This is a genomic window from Vibrio sp. OPT41 (assembly GCF_015163595.1).
GTDB classification, from domain to species: Bacteria; Pseudomonadota; Gammaproteobacteria; order Enterobacterales; family Vibrionaceae; genus Vibrio; species Vibrio alginolyticus.
In genome coordinates this window covers 19831-37698 of the sequence record NZ_JADDYH010000074.1, presented here as the reverse complement: position 1 = coordinate 37698, position 17868 = coordinate 19831, and the positions used below count along the sequence as shown (strand labels likewise).

Here is a 17868-nt window from a genome sequence, read left to right as displayed (position 1 = left end):
TCTTAAAGCGCTTCTAAAAGATAAAGAAATCTCTGAAGATGAAGACCGTAAAGCACAAGACGAAATTCAAAAGCTAACTGACGTTGCAGTTAAGAAGATCGATGAAGTTCTTGCTGCAAAAGAAAAAGAGTTGATGGAAGTTTAATACTCCCACACACATCACTGTTGGAAAACGCTGTGCTCACAGCTCAGCGTTTTTTTATGTTAGTCTATCCAACTGATGGAACTCAATTAACTCCCTATGCAAAATTCTCAAGCCTTCTCTGATTCCCTTCCTAAGCATATTGCCATCATTATGGACGGTAATGGCCGTTGGGCTAAGTCCAAAGGAAAACCTCGCGTATTTGGTCATAAAAAAGGCGTTAGTGCCGTTCGTAAGACCGTGGCTGCTGCTTCAAAACTAGGCATTAGAGCCATGACGCTGTTTGCTTTTAGTAGTGAAAACTGGCGTCGTCCGGAGGAAGAAGTGGGTCTTTTGATGGAACTGTTTATCACGGTCCTGTCTAGTGAAGTAAAAAAACTACACAAAAATAATTTACGGTTGCGCGTGATCGGTGATACCAGTCGATTTAGTGAGCGTCTACAAAAGAAAATTGTAGAAGCAGAAAACCTAACGGCAGATAACACGGGTATGGTGATCAACATTGCAGCCAACTATGGTGGTAAATGGGACATCACAGAAGCTGCTAAAACGTTAGCGCTAAAAGCACGTAACGGTGAAATTCGTGTAGAGGATATCAATGAGCAGCTAATCACTGAGCATTTGACCATGGCAGACCTACCGGAAGTGGATCTTTTAATTCGCACCAGTGGAGAGTGCCGCATCAGCAACTTTATGTTGTGGCAAATGGCTTATGCAGAAATGTACTTTACACCAGAGTACTGGCCAGAATTCGATGAAGACAGTTTGGTAGAAGCTGTAACTTGGTTTATCAACCGAGAACGTCGTTTTGGCTGTACAGGTGAACAAATAAAGGCATTGATGGCAGCTCAATAAGGACTAGTTAGTTTGAAACAGAGAATAATAACAGCACTAATTTTAGCTCCCCTGGTTATTTTAGGCATTTTTAAATTACCGCTAATGGGCTTTATTGCCGCTTTAACTGCAATAACGCTATTAGGTTTTTGGGAGTGGACTCAGTTTACAGGAAGCAACTCTCGCATTGCTGCCCTTGTGCCGGCAATCATTATTACCGGACTTAGTTTTCTATACATCTCGCCTGATGCATATAGCCTCAATCACTTAACGACACCTCATTATGTCGTCTTGGGTATTGGTTTTGTTTGGTGGATTATTGCTAGCTTAATGGCGATTACTTACCCCAAAACGACGAAATCTTGGCAAAGTAATTTTGTTTTACGTCATGTATTTGGTTTTCTGACATTAATCCCATTCCTTTGGAGTGTGATTATTCTCAGAGCGTATGACATCACTGTAGATCCATACCACGGCGCAAAGCTTGTGTTGTACGTTTGTTTCTTGGTATGGGCTGCAGATAGCGGCGCCTACTTTGCAGGCAAAAGCTTAGGCAAACGTAAGATGGCTCCTCATGTAAGCCCCAATAAAACCATTGAAGGGCTAATTGGTGGCATTATCACGGCATTAATCGTAGCGTGGGCATTTGCTGATTGGTTCGATATCCAGTTCACTAGCCCTGTCCATATGGTGCTGATTACGCTGGTTACTGTCGTTATTTCAGTGCTTGGTGATCTGGTTGAAAGTATGTTCAAACGTGTCTCAGGCATTAAAGACAGCAGTAACATTATCCCAGGGCACGGTGGTGTGCTAGATCGTATCGACAGCCTAACCGCAGCATTCCCAGTTTTTGCTCTTCTTTACTACGTATTCTAATTTATCAGGAGCGGCGTCGTCGCTCCTGAGCTTTCTAACGGTCTTACAACATGCAAAAGTTAACGATTCTTGGTGCTACTGGATCAATTGGTGCAAGCACGCTTAAAGTGGTCGAACAAAACCCAGATCTGTTTTCTGTCGTTGCCTTAGCGGCAAGCACTAACGTTGAAAAGATGATCGGTCTATGTCGTCAGTGGCAACCTAAATATGCGGTCATGGCAGATAAAGCTGCGGTGTCTCAACTTCAAGCTGAGCTACACTCGGTTTCGCCAGGTACCGAAGTGCTAGGTGGTACTGATGCGCTATGTCATATAGCTTCGCTGGACGAGGTCGACAGTGTAATGGCTGCTATTGTAGGAGCCGCTGGCTTATTGCCTACCATGGCTGCCGTGAAAGCAGGTAAGCGAGTCTTGTTGGCAAATAAAGAAGCACTTGTAATGTCAGGCCAGCTATTTATTGATGCTGTAGAAGAATTTAGCGCAGAGCTACTTCCCGTCGACAGTGAACACAACGCCATTTTCCAATGTTTACCACAGCAAGTACAAACCAATCTAGGTCGTTGCAATTTACAAGAACATGGCATTTCTCATATTTTGTTGACTGGATCTGGTGGTCCTTTCCGTTACACTGACATCGCAGAACTGGAGCAGGTGACACCCGCTCAGGCGATCGCTCATCCAAACTGGTCGATGGGGCCAAAAATTTCTGTTGATTCTGCCACGATGATGAATAAAGGCCTTGAGTATATCGAAGCTAAGTGGCTATTTAATGCTGCTCGCGAACAACTGAAGGTGGTTATTCATCCTCAATCTGTGATTCATTCTATGGTTCAGTATCGTGATGGTTCGGTCTTGGCACAAATGGGAGAAGCGGATATGGCGACGCCAATTGCGCTCACCATGTCATACCCGTCAAGAGTAGAAGCTGGGGTTAAGCCGCTAGACTTCACGAAAGTTGGTGAGCTGACGTTTTTGCAGCCTGACTTTGCTCGTTACCCATGTTTAAAACTCGCAATTGATGCTTGTTATGAAGGTCAACACGCAACAACGGCATTGAATGCAGCTAATGAAGTCGCTGTTGATGCATTTTTAAATAACAGACTAGGTTTTACCGATATTGCTCGCATCAATGAGTCTGTGTTGAATAAAATCAACGCAAGCTGCAAAGCTGAGAATGCGAATAGCTTGGAAAGCTTGCTCGAGCTAGATAGAATGGCACGAACTATTGCCCTAGAAACCATACGCGAGCGTAGCTGATGACTGGTATATTGTGGAATCTCATTTCTTTTATCGTCGCACTGGGCATTCTTGTTGCCGTGCACGAATTTGGGCATTTTTGGGTTGCTCGCCGTTGCGGCGTTAAAGTTGAAAAGTTTTCAATCGGTTTCGGCAAGTCTATTTGGAGTAAAGTAGGCAAAGACGGAACGGAGTACAGCATCTCAATGATCCCTCTCGGCGGCTATGTGAAAATGGTTGATAGCCGTGTCGATGAGGTGCCAGAACATGAGAAGCACTTAGCGTTTGATAAGAAGCCGTTATGGAAGCGAACCTCTATTGTTGCGGCTGGCCCCATCTTTAATTTTCTTTTCGCAATTTTTGCCTATTGGCTGGTATTTCTAATTGGCATCCCTGCTGTTAAGCCTGTAATTGGTGAAGTTACGCCCAATTCGATTGTTGCGGAAGCTGGAATTGAATCTGGAATGGAACTTAAATCGATATCTGGTATCAAAACTCCGGATTGGGAATCAGTAAATATGGGATTGATTTCTCATATTGGCGATGATTTGATGACGGTAACACTAACGTCAGCGAATGAAGTTGGTTCAGAAGTAACGAAAACGCTCGATTTACGTGAGTGGAAGTTCGACCCAGAAACTCAGTCAGCGATGCAGTCGTTAGGTTTTGCTCCGTATACACCGGAGGTGTATCGAGTTATCGAGCAGGTCTCGCAAGGTGGAGCGGCGGAAAAAGCCGGTGTGCTTCCAGGTGATGAGGTTGTCGCAATTGGTCAACAACGCGTGACCGAATGGAAGCAAGTGGTTGAAGCGGTTCGTTCTAATCCTGATACACCGCTTGAATTGACGGTGTTACGTCAGGGTTATGAGCAAACATTGACGCTGACGCCCGGTAGCCGTGAGCTAGCTAACAAAGAAGTCGTTGGTTTTGCAGGTATTGCACCTAAAGTCGCAGAATGGCCAGAAAGTTATCGCTTCGATCTTCAGTTTGGTGTATTCGAGTCAATAGGTAAAGCAGTAGACAAAACTGGCCAAGTCATTGGTTTGACAATCAGCATGCTTAAGAAGCTTATTGTTGGAGACGTTGGTCTGAATAATCTGAGTGGACCAATATCAATAGCCAAAGGCGCAGGCGCGACAGCAGATTATGGTTTGGTCTACTTTTTAGGTTTTCTCGCTCTAATTAGTGTTAACCTAGGTATTATTAACCTCGTTCCTTTACCAATGTTGGATGGCGGTCATTTGTTGTTTTTTGCAATTGAAGCAGTCATTCGACGTCCTGTTCCTGAGAAAGTGCAGGAAATGGGCTTTAGAATTGGTGGTGCGATTATCTTCTCGCTCATGGCGTTAGCGCTATTTAATGATTTTACTCGTCTGTGATAGTTCAGAGACAAAAGCAGTAGCAAGGAATAATTAGAACAAGTATGGCGATTAAGCGAATTCTATTTGCAAGTTTACTGGCGACCAGTGTATCTGCAAATGGAGCAGAGAACTTCGTAGTTCAAGATATTGAAATCGATGGATTGCAACGTGTAGCACTGGGTGCTGCATTGTTGAAAATGCCTGTACGTGTCGGTGATACCATTGGCCAAGGCGATGTTGCAGAAATTATCCGCGCCCTGTATGCATCTGGTAACTTTGAAGATGTGAAAGTGTTGCGTGACGGTGGTGTTCTGATGGTTCAAGTCAAAGAACGTCCTACCATTGCAAGCATCTCTTTTTCAGGTAACAAAGCAATCAAGGACGAGCAGCTACAAGAAAACCTGAACGCGTCTGGCGTTCGTGAAGGTGAAGCGCTTGACCGCACCACGCTAAGCAACATTGAAAAAGGCTTAGAAGACTTTTACTACAGCGTAGGTAAATACAACGCAACAGTAAAAGCGGTGGTGACTCCACTACCACGTAATCGTTCTGATCTTAAGTTTGTCTTTACTGAAGGTGTGTCGGCAAAAATTCAGCAAATCAACTTTATCGGTAATGAAGTGTTCAGTGATGAAGAACTGCTTTCGCGCTTTAACTTAAATGTTGATGTGCCGTGGTGGAATTTCCTTTCTGATGAAAAGTATCAAAAGCAAGTTCTTGCAGGCGATATTGAAGCACTCAAATCATTCTACCTGGATCGTGGTTACTTAAAATTTAACGTTGATTCGACACAAGTTGCAATCTCTCCTGACAAGAAAGGGGTATACATTACTCTTGGTCTAGAAGAGGGCGAGGTTTACACCGTTAAGGACGTGAAGTTCCGTGGTGATTTGATTGGCGAGGAAGCGACGTTCGAAAGACTTGTGCCATTTGAAGACAATGAGACATACAACGGCTCGTTGGTTACTTCAATGGAAGAAGGGATTAAGCGTGTGCTTGGTGAGTCCGGTTATGCTTATCCTCAAGTGAATACCATTCCAGAGTTTGACGACGAGAATCAAGAAGTTTCTTTGGTCGTTAACGTAGACCCGGGTAACCGAATTTATGTTCGTGATATTCGCTTCACGGGTAATAACTCAACCAAAGATGAAGTCCTTCGTCGTGAAATGCGTCAGATGGAAGGCAGTTGGTTGAACTCGAAATCGATTGAAACGGGTAAAACTCGTCTAAATCGTTTGGGCTACTTTGAAAATGTTGAAGTACAGACGGTTCGAGTTCCTGGTAGTGATGATCAAGTTGACCTAGTTTACTCTGTCAAAGAAGCGAACTCTGGTAGCGTTAACTTCGGTGTTGGCTACGGTACAGAATCGGGTGTGAGCTTCCAGGTTGGCCTGCAACAAGATAACTTTATTGGTAGCGGTAACCGTGTTGGTATCAACGCGATGATGAATGACTACCAGAAAAACATCAGTCTAGATTACCGTGATCCGTACTGGAACTTAGACGGTGTAAGCTTAGGTGGTAAGGTTTTCTATAACGAATTTGAAGCTAAAGAAGCCAATATCGTTGACTATACCAACGAAAGCTATGGCGCGAGCTTAACGTGGGGCTTCCCATTCGATGAGTTGAACCGTTTTGAATTCGGTGTCGGTTATACGCACAACAAGATCGGTAACTTATCGCCTTACTTGCAGGTAGAGCAGTTCTTACGAGCACAAGCAGACAACATTGATTCTAGTGGAGCGTTGAACACAAACGACTTCGACTTCAATATCTCTTGGACACGTAATAACTTAAACCGTGGTTACTTCCCAACGGCAGGTAACCATCAGCGAGCATTCTATAAAATGACCGTACCTGGCTCTGACGTTCAATACTTCAAAATGCAGTACGATGTTCGCCAGTATGTGCCATTGACTAAAAAGCACGAGTTTACCCTCTTGTTCCGTGGCCGCTTAGGTTACGGTAATGGTTACGGTCAAACGGATGGTAACGATAACTTGTTCCCATTCTACGAAAACTACTACGCAGGTGGCTTTACATCGCTTCGTGGCTTTGGCTCAAACTCTGTTGGTCCTAAAGCGGTTTACCGTGATACATCTGGTTCAAACAATGGCGCAGATACAGCAACAGATGACTCTGTTGGTGGTAACGCCGTAGCGCTAGCAAGTGTTGAGTTGATTGTCCCAACACCATTTGCATCAGAAGAAGTACAAAACCAAATTCGTACCAGTATCTTCTTTGATATGGCAAGTGTTTGGGATACGGAGTTTGACTACCGCGATTCAGGTGCGGAATATGGTGACCGTTACTACTACGATTACTCAGATCCAACCAACTACCGCTCTTCTTACGGTGCGGCGTTGCAGTGGATGTCTCCAATGGGGCCACTAGTATTCTCACTAGCGAAACCAATTAAGAAATTTGATGGCGATGATGAAGAGTTCTTCACATTCACTATCGGTAGAACTTTCTAAAGAGGAAAATATTTTGAATAAAATGATCAAAGCGGCTGGGATTGGCCTTCTTGTACTGAGCTCTTCAATGTTTGCAAATGCGGCAGAAGCTGCACAGAAAATTGCTTACGTAAATACAGCTCAAGTTTTTCAAGCTCTTCCTCAACGTGAAGTTGTACTACAAAAAATGCAGAAAGACTTCAAAAGCAAAGCTGATGAACTGAAGTCAATCCAAGCACAAGCTAAAACAAAGATTGAGAAGCTACAACGTGACGGCGAGCTTTTGGGTCAAGACGAAGTTGAAAAGCTACGTATCGATATCGCGAAGCTAGACAGCGAGTACAAAGTGAAAGCACAAGCACTTGAAAAAGCAAGTGCGCGTCGTGAAGCTGAAGAAAAAGCGAAGCTTTTCAAAACGATTCAAGATGCAGTTAAGAAAGTCGCAGACAAAAATGGTTACGATCTTGTGATTGATATCTCTGCTTTGCAGTACGGCAAGCCAGAATACAATATTTCTGAAGACGTAATTAAAGCTCTAAAATAAGAAGTTATGAAGACATTAACATTAGCCGAATTGGCGACAATTACCGGGGGTGAGCTGTTTGGTGACGAGTCTCTCGTTGTAAGCCGTGTTGCCCCAATGGATAAAGCACAAGAAGGTGACGTAACCTTCTTGTCTAACCCAAAATACGCAAAACACCTTTCTGAGTGCCAAGCTACCGTTGTTATGGTAAAGGCTGAGCATAAAGATCAATGCGTTGGAAATGCGCTAGTGGTTTCAGACCCTTATGTCGCATTTGCTCGTGTGGTCCAAGCGATGGATACCACACCAACACCGGCAGACGATATTGCACCAAGTGCTGTGATTGCCGGCGACGTTAAGATGGGTGAGAACGTTACAATCGGCGCTAACGCTGTGATTGAAACGGGCGTAGAACTCGGCGATAACGTAAGCGTTGGCGCTGGTTGTTTTATCGGTAAGAACGCCAAACTAGGGAATAACACCAAGCTTTGGGCTAATGTCACTATCTATCATGAAGTGTCATTGGGTGATGACTGTCTCGTTCAATCGGGTACCGTCATTGGCTCTGATGGCTTCGGTTATGCGAATGACAAAGGCGAGTGGATCAAAATTCCTCAGCTTGGTTCAGTGCGTATCGGTAACCGCGTTGAGATTGGTGCTTGTACTACGATTGACCGCGGTGCACTCGAAGATACTATCATTGAAGACAATGTCATTCTGGATAACCAACTTCAAATCGCGCACAACGTGCAGATCGGATATGGTACCGTGATGCCTGGTGGTACTATTGTCGCGGGCAGTACAAAAATTGGTAAGTACTGCCAGATTGGCGGCGCGTCTGTTCTGAATGGCCATATCACTATCGCAGATGGTGTGGCGATTACAGGTATGGGCATGGTAATGCGCAGTATCGAAGAAAAAGGCCTTTACTCATCAGGTATTCCACTACAAACGAACAGAGAGTGGCGTAAAACTGCAACTCGAGTTCACCGTATTGATGAGATGAATAAGCGCCTAAAAGCGGTTGAAAAACAGCTGGAACAGAAAGAAGAAATTTAGAACAAGTTATCTTTCGCTCTGTATTTAACGTGAAAGCTAACAGGCTCTAGTTCCATATTCTGTACGAAGACTCGCGAAATGCGGGTCTTTTTCTTCTATAATGACGCGCTCTAAGTAGATTTAACTCCAAGATGGTGCGTATTTTGCTAGTATATTGCAAAGCGATTCGGCTTTACGACCTGTTGCCACGTTTGCCATCTTGGCGGCAAAAAATTGATATAGGAAGACGACTTTGACTACTGAAAAGAAAACGATGAACATCTCTGAAATTCAAGAGCTACTACCTCATCGCTACCCATTCTTATTGATCGACCGAGTGATAGACTTCCAAGAAGAGAAGTACCTTCACGCGATTAAAAACGTGTCGGTTAACGAACCTCAGTTCACAGGTCACTTTCCTCAACTACCAGTATTCCCAGGTGTTTTGATTTTAGAAGCAATGGCTCAGGCAACAGGCTTACTTGCATTTAAATCATTTGGTGCACCAACAGAAAATGAACTGTACTACTTTGCAAGCGTAGACGGCGCGAAATTCCGTAAACCAGTGGTTCCGGGCGACCAATTGGTTATTGAGGTAGAATTTCTGAAAGAACGTCGCGGCATTGCTGCATTTAGCGGTGTAGCAAAAGTTGACGGCGAAGTGGTATGTTCTGCAGAACTGAAGTGTGCTCGTCGAGAGTTTTAATATGATTCATGAAACCGCTAAAATCCACCCGGCAGCGGTGGTAGAAGAGGGCGCCAAAATTGGTGCTAACGTAACAGTAGGTCCTTTTACGTACATCACCTCTACGGTTGAAATTGGTGAAGGCACAGAAGTGATGTCTCACGTTGTGATCAAAGGTCACACGACTATTGGCAAAGATAACCGTATTTTCCCACATGCTGTCATCGGCGAAGAAAACCAAGACAAAAAATACGGTGGTGAAGACACAACTGTGGTTATCGGTGACCGTAACGTCATTCGTGAAGCGGTCCAAGTTCACCGCGGCACAGTGCAGGACAAAGCAACCACGATCATTGGTGATGACAACTTATTGTGTGTGAATGCACACGTTGCGCATGATGTTGTTATTGGTAACCACACTCATATCGGTAATAACTCGATTCTTGGTGGTCACGTTACTGTTGATGATTATGCCGGTGTGATGGCACTGTCTGCGATTCATCCGTTTTGTACAGTGGGCGCTTACGCTTACATTGGCGGCTGTTCAGCTGTGGTGCAAGATGTCCCAGCTTATGTACTCGCGCAAGGTAACCACGCTACTCCATTCGGCTTGAACCTTGTTGGCTTGAAGCGTAATGGCTTTGAGAAACCAGAGATTCGTGCGCTACAAAAAGCGTATAAAGAAATCTACCGTTCAGGTAAGACGCTAGAAGAAGTGAAGCCTATTCTGGCTGAAATGGCTCAAGAGTGGCCGGCTGTGAAGCGTTTCTCAGATATTCTGGAAACGACGGAACGTGGCATTATTCGTTAATTGGCGAATGAACCAATAAATAAAAAGATCGTGACCAAATTTGAGGTTACGATCTTTTTGTGTTTTATGGATAAGGCAAACCGTTATCCATAGCGCACAGGAAAAATAGCGAAGTAGATATGGAAAGACCATTACGTATTGGCATCATTGCCGGAGAATTGTCTGGCGATACGCTAGGTGAAGGCTTTATCAAAGCAGTAAAGCAACAATATCCAGACGCAGAGTTCGTAGGCATTGGTGGTCCGAAAATGATAGCCCAAGGTTGCGAGTCTCTGTTTGATATGGAAGAGCTTGCGGTGATGGGATTAGTCGAGGTTTTAGGCCGCTTACCGAGACTTCTTAAAGTGAAAGCTGAGCTCGTTCAGTATTTTACTCAGAATCCGCCTGATGTTTTCATCGGGATCGATGCTCCTGACTTCAACTTACGCCTGGAGCTTGACCTCAAGCAAGCGGGCATTAAAACCGTTCATTACGTGAGTCCGTCTGTTTGGGCTTGGCGTCAGAAGCGCATCTTTAAAATAGAAGCGGCAACGAACTTGGTGCTAGCATTTCTTCCGTTTGAGAAAGCGTTCTACGACAAATTTAATGTACCTTGCGAGTTCATTGGTCATACCTTGGCTGATGCCATCCCACTAGAATCAGAACAAGCGCCTGCACGTGAGTTGCTTGGTTTAGAACAAGATAAAAAGTGGCTTGCTGTCCTGCCAGGCAGTCGTGGTAGCGAGTTAAAAATGCTCTCAGAGCCATTTATTGAAACCTGCAAGTTACTCCATAAAAAATTTCCAGAACTGGGGTTTGTTGTCGCGCTTGTTAATCAAAAACGCCGTGAGCAGTTTGAACAAGCATGGAAAGAGCTAGCGCCAGAGTTGGACTTCAAGTTAGTTGATGACACCGCACGCAACGTCATCACCGCATCCGATGCCGTGATGTTGGCCTCCGGTACCGTAGCGTTGGAGTGTATGCTTCTCAAGCGTCCAATGGTGGTGGGTTATCGTGTGAATGCATTTACTGCTTTTTTAGCTAAACGTCTATTGAAAACGAAGTATGTGTCATTGCCGAATATCTTGGCGGATGATGAGCTCGTCAAAGAATATCTACAAGATGAGTGCACACCAGACAATTTGTTTACTGAGGTTTCTCGCTTATTGGAAAGCGATAATAAACCGATGTTAGATAAGTTTACGGAAATGCATCATTGGATTCGTAAAGATGCGGATCAACAAGCCGCAAACGCGGTTCTAAAACTGATTGAAAAATAGAGATTTATCATGGCTGTTAAACCAAAAGCGACCAAAACCAAAGTTGAACTCCCTCCGTTTGAATATCCGCAAGGTTATCAGCTTGTGGCCGGAGTCGACGAGGTAGGACGTGGCCCTTTGGTAGGAGACGTCGTCACCGCTGCGGTTATCCTTGATCCTAACAATCCTATTGAAGGGTTGAACGATTCGAAAAAATTGACCGAAAAGAAACGCATGGCGCTGCTTCCTGAAATCAAAGAAAAAGCATTGGCGTGGGCGGTCGGGCGTTGTTCTCCTGAAGAAATCGATCAACTGAATATTTTGCAGGCGACTATGGTTGCGATGCAGCGTGCAGTGGCGGGGTTACAGGTTCAACCTGATTTGGTGTTGATTGATGGTAACCGTTGTCCGGAGCTGCCTATGGATGCTCAAGCTGTAGTAAAAGGCGATCTACGTGTTGCCGAAATCAGTGCGGCTTCAATTATTGCCAAAGTCGTGCGTGACCAAGAGATGGAAGAGTTGGATAAACTTCATCCACAGTTTGGCTTCGCGAAGCACAAAGGTTACCCAACTAAAGCGCACTTTGAAGCGATTGAGCAACACGGAGTGATCAGTGAACACCGCAAGAGTTTCAAGCCAGTAAAAAAAGCGTTAGGCATAGAATAATCAAACGATCTAATTGGTGTTATAAACCCAACCTCTTTAGGTTAGAATCCCCAACAAAATAGAGTTACACGGTACCTGTTAATGTCAGATCCCAAATTCATCCACCTGCGTGTTCATAGTGACTTCTCGATGGTGGATGGTCTCAACAAAGTTCCGCCAATCGTAAAGAAAGTTGCTGAGCTCGGTATGCCCGCAATGGCGTTGACCGACTTTACCAACCTATGTGGTTTGGTGAAGTTTTACGGTACAGCACATGGCAGTGGTGTTAAACCGATCATTGGTGCTGACTTTAAAATGCAGTCGGACGAGTTTGGTGAAGAGCTGACACAAGTGACTTTGCTTGCGGCGGATAATGTAGGTTATAAGAACCTGACGTTATTGATATCAAAAGCGTACTTACGTGGACATGTTCAACACCACCCAGTGATTGACAAAGCCTGGTTGGCTGAAATGTCTGAAGGCCTGATTGTATTATCCGGCGGTAAAAGCGGGGAAATTGGTCGCGGCCTTTTGAAAGGCAACCGTCAAATAGTGCAAGGGTGTGTTGATTTCTATAAACAGCATTTTCCAGATCGCTTTTATCTTGAGCTACTTCGTACCGGTCGTCCAGATGAAGAAACTTATCTTCACTTTGCGGTTGAATTGGCAGAGCAGCAGGACTTGCCAGTAGTGGCGACCAATGAAGTTGTATTCCTGAGTCCAGACCTATTTGATGCTCATGAAATACGCGTAGCGATTCACGATGGTTACACATTAGAAGATCCGCGTAGGCCAAAAAACTACAGTCCGCAGCAATATCTTCGTACAGAAGAAGAAATGTGTGAGCTGTTTGCTGATATTCCTGAAGCGTTAGAAAACAGTGTCGAGATAGCGAAGCGTTGTAACGTGACTGTGCGCTTAGGTGAGTACTTCCTACCAGCTTTCCCAACCGAAGGGATGAAAGAGACTGAGTTCCTAGTCATGAAATCCCGAGAGGGGTTGGAAGAGCGTTTAGAGTTCCTATTTCCAGATGAGGAAGAGAGAAAACGTCGCCGCCCTGAATATGATGAACGTCTTCAGATAGAGCTAGATGTTATCAACCAAATGGGATTTCCTGGTTACTTCTTGATCGTAATGGAGTTCATCCAGTGGTCAAAAGATAATGGAATTCCTGTCGGTCCTGGACGTGGTTCCGGTGCTGGTTCTTTGGTGGCTTACGCACTAAAAATCACCGATCTGGATCCACTAGAATATGACTTGCTGTTCGAACGTTTCTTGAACCCAGAACGTGTTTCGATGCCCGATTTCGACGTCGATTTCTGTATGGATAAACGTGACCAGGTTATTGACCACGTTGCGGAAATGTACGGTCGCGACGCGGTATCTCAGATCATCACGTTTGGTACCATGGCGGCAAAAGCGGTAATCCGTGACGTTGGCCGCGTATTGGGCCACCCATTTGGTTTTGTTGATCGTATTTCAAAGCTGATCCCGCCCGATCCAGGCATGACGCTAGATAAAGCGTTTAAAGCTGAACCTGCACTACCTGAATTGTATGAGGCCGATGAGGAAGTTAAAGAACTCATCGACATGTGTCATATTTTGGAAGGCTGTACGCGAAACGCCGGTAAACACGCTGGTGGTGTTGTAATTTCACCTACAACAATTACCGATTTTGCGCCAATTTATGCAGACGCTGAAGGTCACTTCCCGGTTACTCAATTTGATAAAAACGATGTTGAGACCGCTGGCCTAGTTAAGTTTGACTTCTTGGGTTTACGTACCTTAACCATTATTGACTGGGCGTTAGGGCTGATTAACCCACGTCTAGAGCGAGAAGGTAAAGAACCGGTTCAAATTGAATCCATACCGTTAGAAGACCCTGCCTCTTTCCGTTTGTTGCAAAACTCTGAAACGACAGCAGTATTCCAGCTTGAATCTCGAGGCATGAAAGAGCTGATCAAACGACTTCAGCCAGACTGTTTCGAAGACATCATCGCATTGGTAGCACTCTTCCGTCCGGGTCCTTTGCAATCGGGCATGGTAGATAACTTTATCGACCGTAAACATGGTCGAGAAGCGATCTCTTATCCAGATGAAAAGTGGCAACACGAGTCGCTAAAAGAGACGCTTGATCCAACCTACGGCATCATCCTGTATCAAGAGCAGGTAATGCAGATTGCGCAGATCTTAGCAGGTTACACGCTAGGTGGTGCGGACATGCTTCGTCGTGCAATGGGTAAGAAAAAGCCAGAAGAGATGGCAAAACAACGTGCTATCTTTGAAGAAGGTGCGATAAAGAACGGTATCGATGGCGAGTTGGCGATGAAAATCTTCGACTTGGTAGAGAAGTTCGCCGGTTATGGTTTTAACAAATCGCACTCTGCTGCTTATGCATTGGTTTCTTATCAAACTCTTTGGCTGAAAACACATTATCCTGCCGAATTTATGGCTGCGGTAATGACAGCCGATATGGATAACACGGAAAAAGTCGTTGGCTTGGTCGATGAGTGTTTCCGTATGAAGCTCACCGTGCTGCCACCAGACATCAACTCTGGCCTATATCGCTTTAATGTTGATGAAAATGGCGCAATTGTTTACGGTATTGGTGCGATAAAAGGGGTAGGTGAAGGTCCTATCGATGCGATTCTTGAGGCGAGAAATAAAGGTGGTCACTTTAAAGACCTGTTTGATTTCTGTGCTCGAGTTGATCTAAAACGCGTCAATAAACGAGTGATAGAGAAGCTGATTTACGCGGGTGCGTTGGATCGACTAGGCCCACACCGCGCGGCGATGATGGCGTCACTCAATGATGCGGTAAAAGCAGCAAGTCAACATCACCAAGCTGAAGCGTTTGGTCAAACGGATATGTTTGGTGTGCTAACGGATGCGCCTGAAGAAGTAGAGCATAAGTATACGCAGGTTCCGCCTTGGCCAGAAAAAGTGTGGTTAGAGGGCGAGCGTGATACCCTAGGCCTATATTTGACAGGGCACCCAATTAACGCCTACGTAAAGGAACTAAACAAATACACCAGTTGTCGACTAAAAGACGCAACGCCCACTCGCCGCGACCAATCTGTCACGGTAGCCGGCCTGGTTATTGCCGCTCGTGTAATGACGACCAAGCGTGGTACACGAATTGGTATTATGACACTGGATGACCGAAGTGGTCGCATGGAAGTGATGTTGTTCTCAGATGCGCTGGATCGATACGCTGAACTTCTCGAAAAAGACAGAATTTTGGTCGTTTCTGGACAGGTCAGCTTTGATGACTTCAACGGTGGCCTTAAAATGTCGGCGCGTGAAGTTATGGATCTCGGCAGTGCGCGCGAGAAATACGCTCGTGGTTTGTCGGTATCGATAGATGCAAATCAGATCAACGATCAGTTTTTTGAGCAGTTCAGCCGTATTTTAGAACCGCACAAAGCCGGAACCGTACCCGTCAATGTATACTACCAGCGTGCCGACGCCAGAGCGCGGTTAACATTGGGCACCGAGTGGCGAGTTACGCCAAGTGATACATTACTCGACGATTTAAAACAGTTGCTTGGCAAAAGCCAGGTAGAACTCGAATTTAACTAAAAATTCAGCGCAATATGTTAGACGCTGAGTAAACAAGGATTCATAGATGAGCCTAAACTTTCTTGAATTTGAAAAGCCAATTGCAGAACTAGAAGCGAAAATTGAAGCATTACGTGATGTCTCTCGTCACGGTGGTGATTCTGCGATTGACCTGGATAAAGAAATCGAACAGCTTGAGAAGAAAAGCTTAGAGCTGAAGAAAAAAACCTTCAGTGACCTAGGTGCATGGGAAACAGCTCAACTGGCTCGTCACCCACTACGTCCTTACACGCTGGATTACATCCAACACGCTTTTGAGGAGTTTGATGAATTAGCGGGTGACCGCGCGTTTGCAGACGACAAAGCGATTGTGGGTGGCATGGCTCGCCTTGAAGGCCGCCCTGTGATGATCATTGGTCACCAAAAAGGTCGTGAGACCAAAGAAAAGGTGAAACGTAACTTTGGTATGCCGAAACCAGAAGGCTACCGTAAGGCTCTACGCTTGATGGAAATGGCAGAGCGTTTCAACATGCCGATCATCACATTTATTGACACGGCTGGTGCATACCCAGGTGTGGGCGCAGAAGAACGTGGTCAATCTGAAGCTATCGCGAAAAACCTAAAAGTGATGTCTGGTCTTAAAGTACCAGTAATCTGTAACGTTGTCGGTGAAGGCGGTTCTGGTGGTGCACTAGCAATCGGTGTAGGCGACTACGTGAACATGCTTCAGTACTCTACGTACTCAGTAATTTCTCCTGAGGGTTGTGCTTCAATCTTATGGCGTGATTCAGACAAAGCGCCACAAGCGGCAGAGGCAATGGGCCTAACTGCTCCGCGTCTTAAAGAGCTTGAACTGATCGACGAAATCATTGAAGAGCCACTAGGCGGCGCTCATCGCGATCATGTTCAAATGGCAGCGAATATGAAAGCGACACTACTTCGTCAGCTAGAAGATCTAGAACAACTGGATGAAGAGACGCTACGTGAACGTCGTTACCAGCGCCTAATGAGCTACGGCTACTGTTAATTTCGGTGATTGCTGTTAAGCGTTAGCTGATATCTCAATTGATAACAGTTAAAATAGAAAGGGTTGGATGAGAGTCCAGCCCTTTTTTGCATCTATCGGATCGTTTATGGAATCGCTTTACCTGCATTTTGCTCAAGTTCTCGGCCGCTACTATCAATTAGGCACTAAGGTTGTCTTGGCGTTTAGCGGAGGAGTGGATTCACGTCTTTTACTCGAATTACTCAGTCGCTACCAACAAGCGCATTCGATAGAGTGTCACGCTGTGTATGTGCACCATGGTTTAAGCTCGAATGCCGATAATTGGGCCGATAAATGCTTACTTTGGGCACAACAAGTGGGGATATCTTGCTCGATTGAGCGAGTGAGCTTAGACATCAGCAATGGTGAAAGTATTGAACTTCTTGCTCGTGAAGCTCGCTACCAAGCCTTAACTAAGTACATTCAAGAAGGCGATATACTGTTGACTGGTCAACATGCCGACGATCAAATAGAGACTTTTCTCCTTGCTCTTAAGCGCGGTAGCGGGCCAAAAGGGTTATCTTCGATGGCGGAGAGTATGCCGTTTTCTTGCGGATCTCTAGTTCGACCATTGCTTACTATCAAGCGGAAGACCATCGAAGACGCCGCTACTAAATTAGGCTTGGAGTGGGTGGAAGACGAAAGCAATCAAGATACCCGTTATGATCGTAACTTTCTTCGTCATTGTGTTATTCCTGAATTGTCTGGTCGTTGGCCGAGTATCCATCAAGCGGTTCAGCGCAGTGCAAACTTATGTGCTCAACAAGAAGCGCTATTGGATGAACTATTGAGCGCGGTGTTTGAACGCGCTTTACAAACGGATCTAAGTTTGAGTATTGAAGAACTGGCTAAGCACAGTGGATTAGCGCGTGCGCGCTTGATTCGTATGTGGCTGTCTAAGCTTAATACTAGTATGCCGACTCAGGTACAACTCAATCTTATCTGGAATGAAGTGGCATTAGCTCAGCAAGATGCCAACCCCAAACTACAACTTAAACAAGGTGAAGTGCGCCGTTTTCGAAATCGTCTCTATTGGGTAACGGAAACGGCTGATGTCACTAAGTGGCAAAGTACGATTCAAGTTGATGCGACTTTGTCGCTGCCTGAGGGACTCGGGGAGCTGACCTTAACGACGAGTTCTAGTAACGCAACGATTGCGCTACCGAGTCAGCCAGAATTGCTTCGCGTGACCTTCAATCCGGAAGGCTTATCAGCGCATCCAACCACGCGTAATCACAGTCGAAAACTGAAGAAGTTATTCCAAGAATACAATGTGCCAAGCTGGCTGCGTCGTCAAATTCCGATTTTAATGTACCAAGACCGAGTCGTTGCTGTGGCAGATCTGTTCGTTGATCAGGCGTTTAATGGTCAAGATTGTGAACTTATTTGGCGCAGGTAATGAAAATTCATGCCACAAT

General features: G+C 45.2%; 15 protein-coding genes. All 15 read left to right on the top strand.

Features of this window, described 5'->3' with window-relative positions:
- Positions 1-145 (top strand): ribosome recycling factor (locus IQP38_RS26805; RefSeq protein ID WP_228010186.1); only part of this gene is annotated, 145 nt, incomplete at its 5' end.
- 96 nt (positions 146-241) lie between these two features.
- Entirely contained in the window at positions 242-997 is a 756-nt protein-coding gene (locus tag IQP38_RS24050; protein WP_005380331.1) for an isoprenyl transferase, read from the top strand.
- Positions 998-1009: 12 nt separating this feature from the next.
- Complete coding sequence (locus IQP38_RS24045; protein ID WP_005385351.1) at positions 1010-1852, top strand: phosphatidate cytidylyltransferase; 843 nt, start codon at positions 1010-1012, stop codon at positions 1850-1852.
- Between the two features lie 50 nt (positions 1853-1902).
- Entirely contained in the window at positions 1903-3108 is a 1206-nt protein-coding gene (ispC, locus tag IQP38_RS24040) for a 1-deoxy-D-xylulose-5-phosphate reductoisomerase (protein WP_054576288.1), read from the top strand.
- Positions 3108-4466, top strand: coding sequence for a sigma E protease regulator RseP (gene rseP / locus IQP38_RS24035; protein ID WP_005380334.1), 1359 nt, complete (start codon positions 3108-3110; stop codon positions 4464-4466). The genes ispC and rseP overlap by 1 nt, the downstream gene beginning before the upstream one ends.
- Before the next feature lie 44 nt (positions 4467-4510).
- Complete coding sequence (gene bamA, locus IQP38_RS24030) at positions 4511-6925, top strand: outer membrane protein assembly factor BamA (RefSeq protein ID WP_005391802.1); 2415 nt, start codon at positions 4511-4513, stop codon at positions 6923-6925.
- Positions 6926-6938: 13 nt separating this feature from the next.
- A complete protein-coding gene (locus IQP38_RS24025) occupies positions 6939-7448 on the top strand; it encodes an OmpH family outer membrane protein (RefSeq protein WP_005391804.1) in 510 nt (169 codons plus the stop codon).
- A gap of 6 nt (positions 7449-7454) precedes the next feature.
- Positions 7455-8486 carry a UDP-3-O-(3-hydroxymyristoyl)glucosamine N-acyltransferase gene (lpxD, locus tag IQP38_RS24020; protein ID WP_054576287.1) on the top strand — a complete coding sequence of 344 codons (1032 nt, stop codon included), beginning with the start codon at positions 7455-7457 and terminating at the stop codon, positions 8484-8486.
- Between the two features lie 232 nt (positions 8487-8718).
- Positions 8719-9171 carry a 3-hydroxyacyl-ACP dehydratase FabZ gene (gene fabZ, locus IQP38_RS24015; protein WP_005380349.1) on the top strand — a complete coding sequence of 151 codons (453 nt, stop codon included), beginning with the start codon at positions 8719-8721 and terminating at the stop codon, positions 9169-9171.
- A gap of 1 nt (position 9172) precedes the next feature.
- Entirely contained in the window at positions 9173-9961 is a 789-nt protein-coding gene (gene lpxA / locus IQP38_RS24010) for an acyl-ACP--UDP-N-acetylglucosamine O-acyltransferase (protein ID WP_005380357.1), read from the top strand.
- A 119-nt stretch (positions 9962-10080) separates the two neighbouring features.
- A complete protein-coding gene (gene lpxB, locus IQP38_RS24005) occupies positions 10081-11220 on the top strand; it encodes a lipid-A-disaccharide synthase (protein WP_017636041.1) in 1140 nt (379 codons plus the stop codon).
- A 9-nt stretch (positions 11221-11229) separates the two neighbouring features.
- A complete protein-coding gene (gene rnhB, locus IQP38_RS24000) occupies positions 11230-11865 on the top strand; it encodes a ribonuclease HII (protein ID WP_005380361.1) in 636 nt (211 codons plus the stop codon).
- Positions 11866-11946: 81 nt separating this feature from the next.
- Positions 11947-15426: a DNA polymerase III subunit alpha gene (gene dnaE / locus IQP38_RS23995; protein WP_005385364.1), complete on the top strand. Its 3480-nt coding sequence runs from the start codon at positions 11947-11949 to the stop codon at positions 15424-15426.
- A 46-nt stretch (positions 15427-15472) separates the two neighbouring features.
- The gene (gene accA, locus IQP38_RS23990) at positions 15473-16432 is read left to right on the top strand and encodes an acetyl-CoA carboxylase carboxyl transferase subunit alpha (protein ID WP_005380365.1); all 960 of its coding nucleotides are present in this window, start codon (positions 15473-15475) and stop codon (positions 16430-16432) included.
- Between the two features lie 106 nt (positions 16433-16538).
- Positions 16539-17849: a tRNA lysidine(34) synthetase TilS gene (gene tilS, locus IQP38_RS23985; protein WP_017636042.1), complete on the top strand. Its 1311-nt coding sequence runs from the start codon at positions 16539-16541 to the stop codon at positions 17847-17849.
- Positions 17850-17868: the final 19 nt, after the last annotated feature.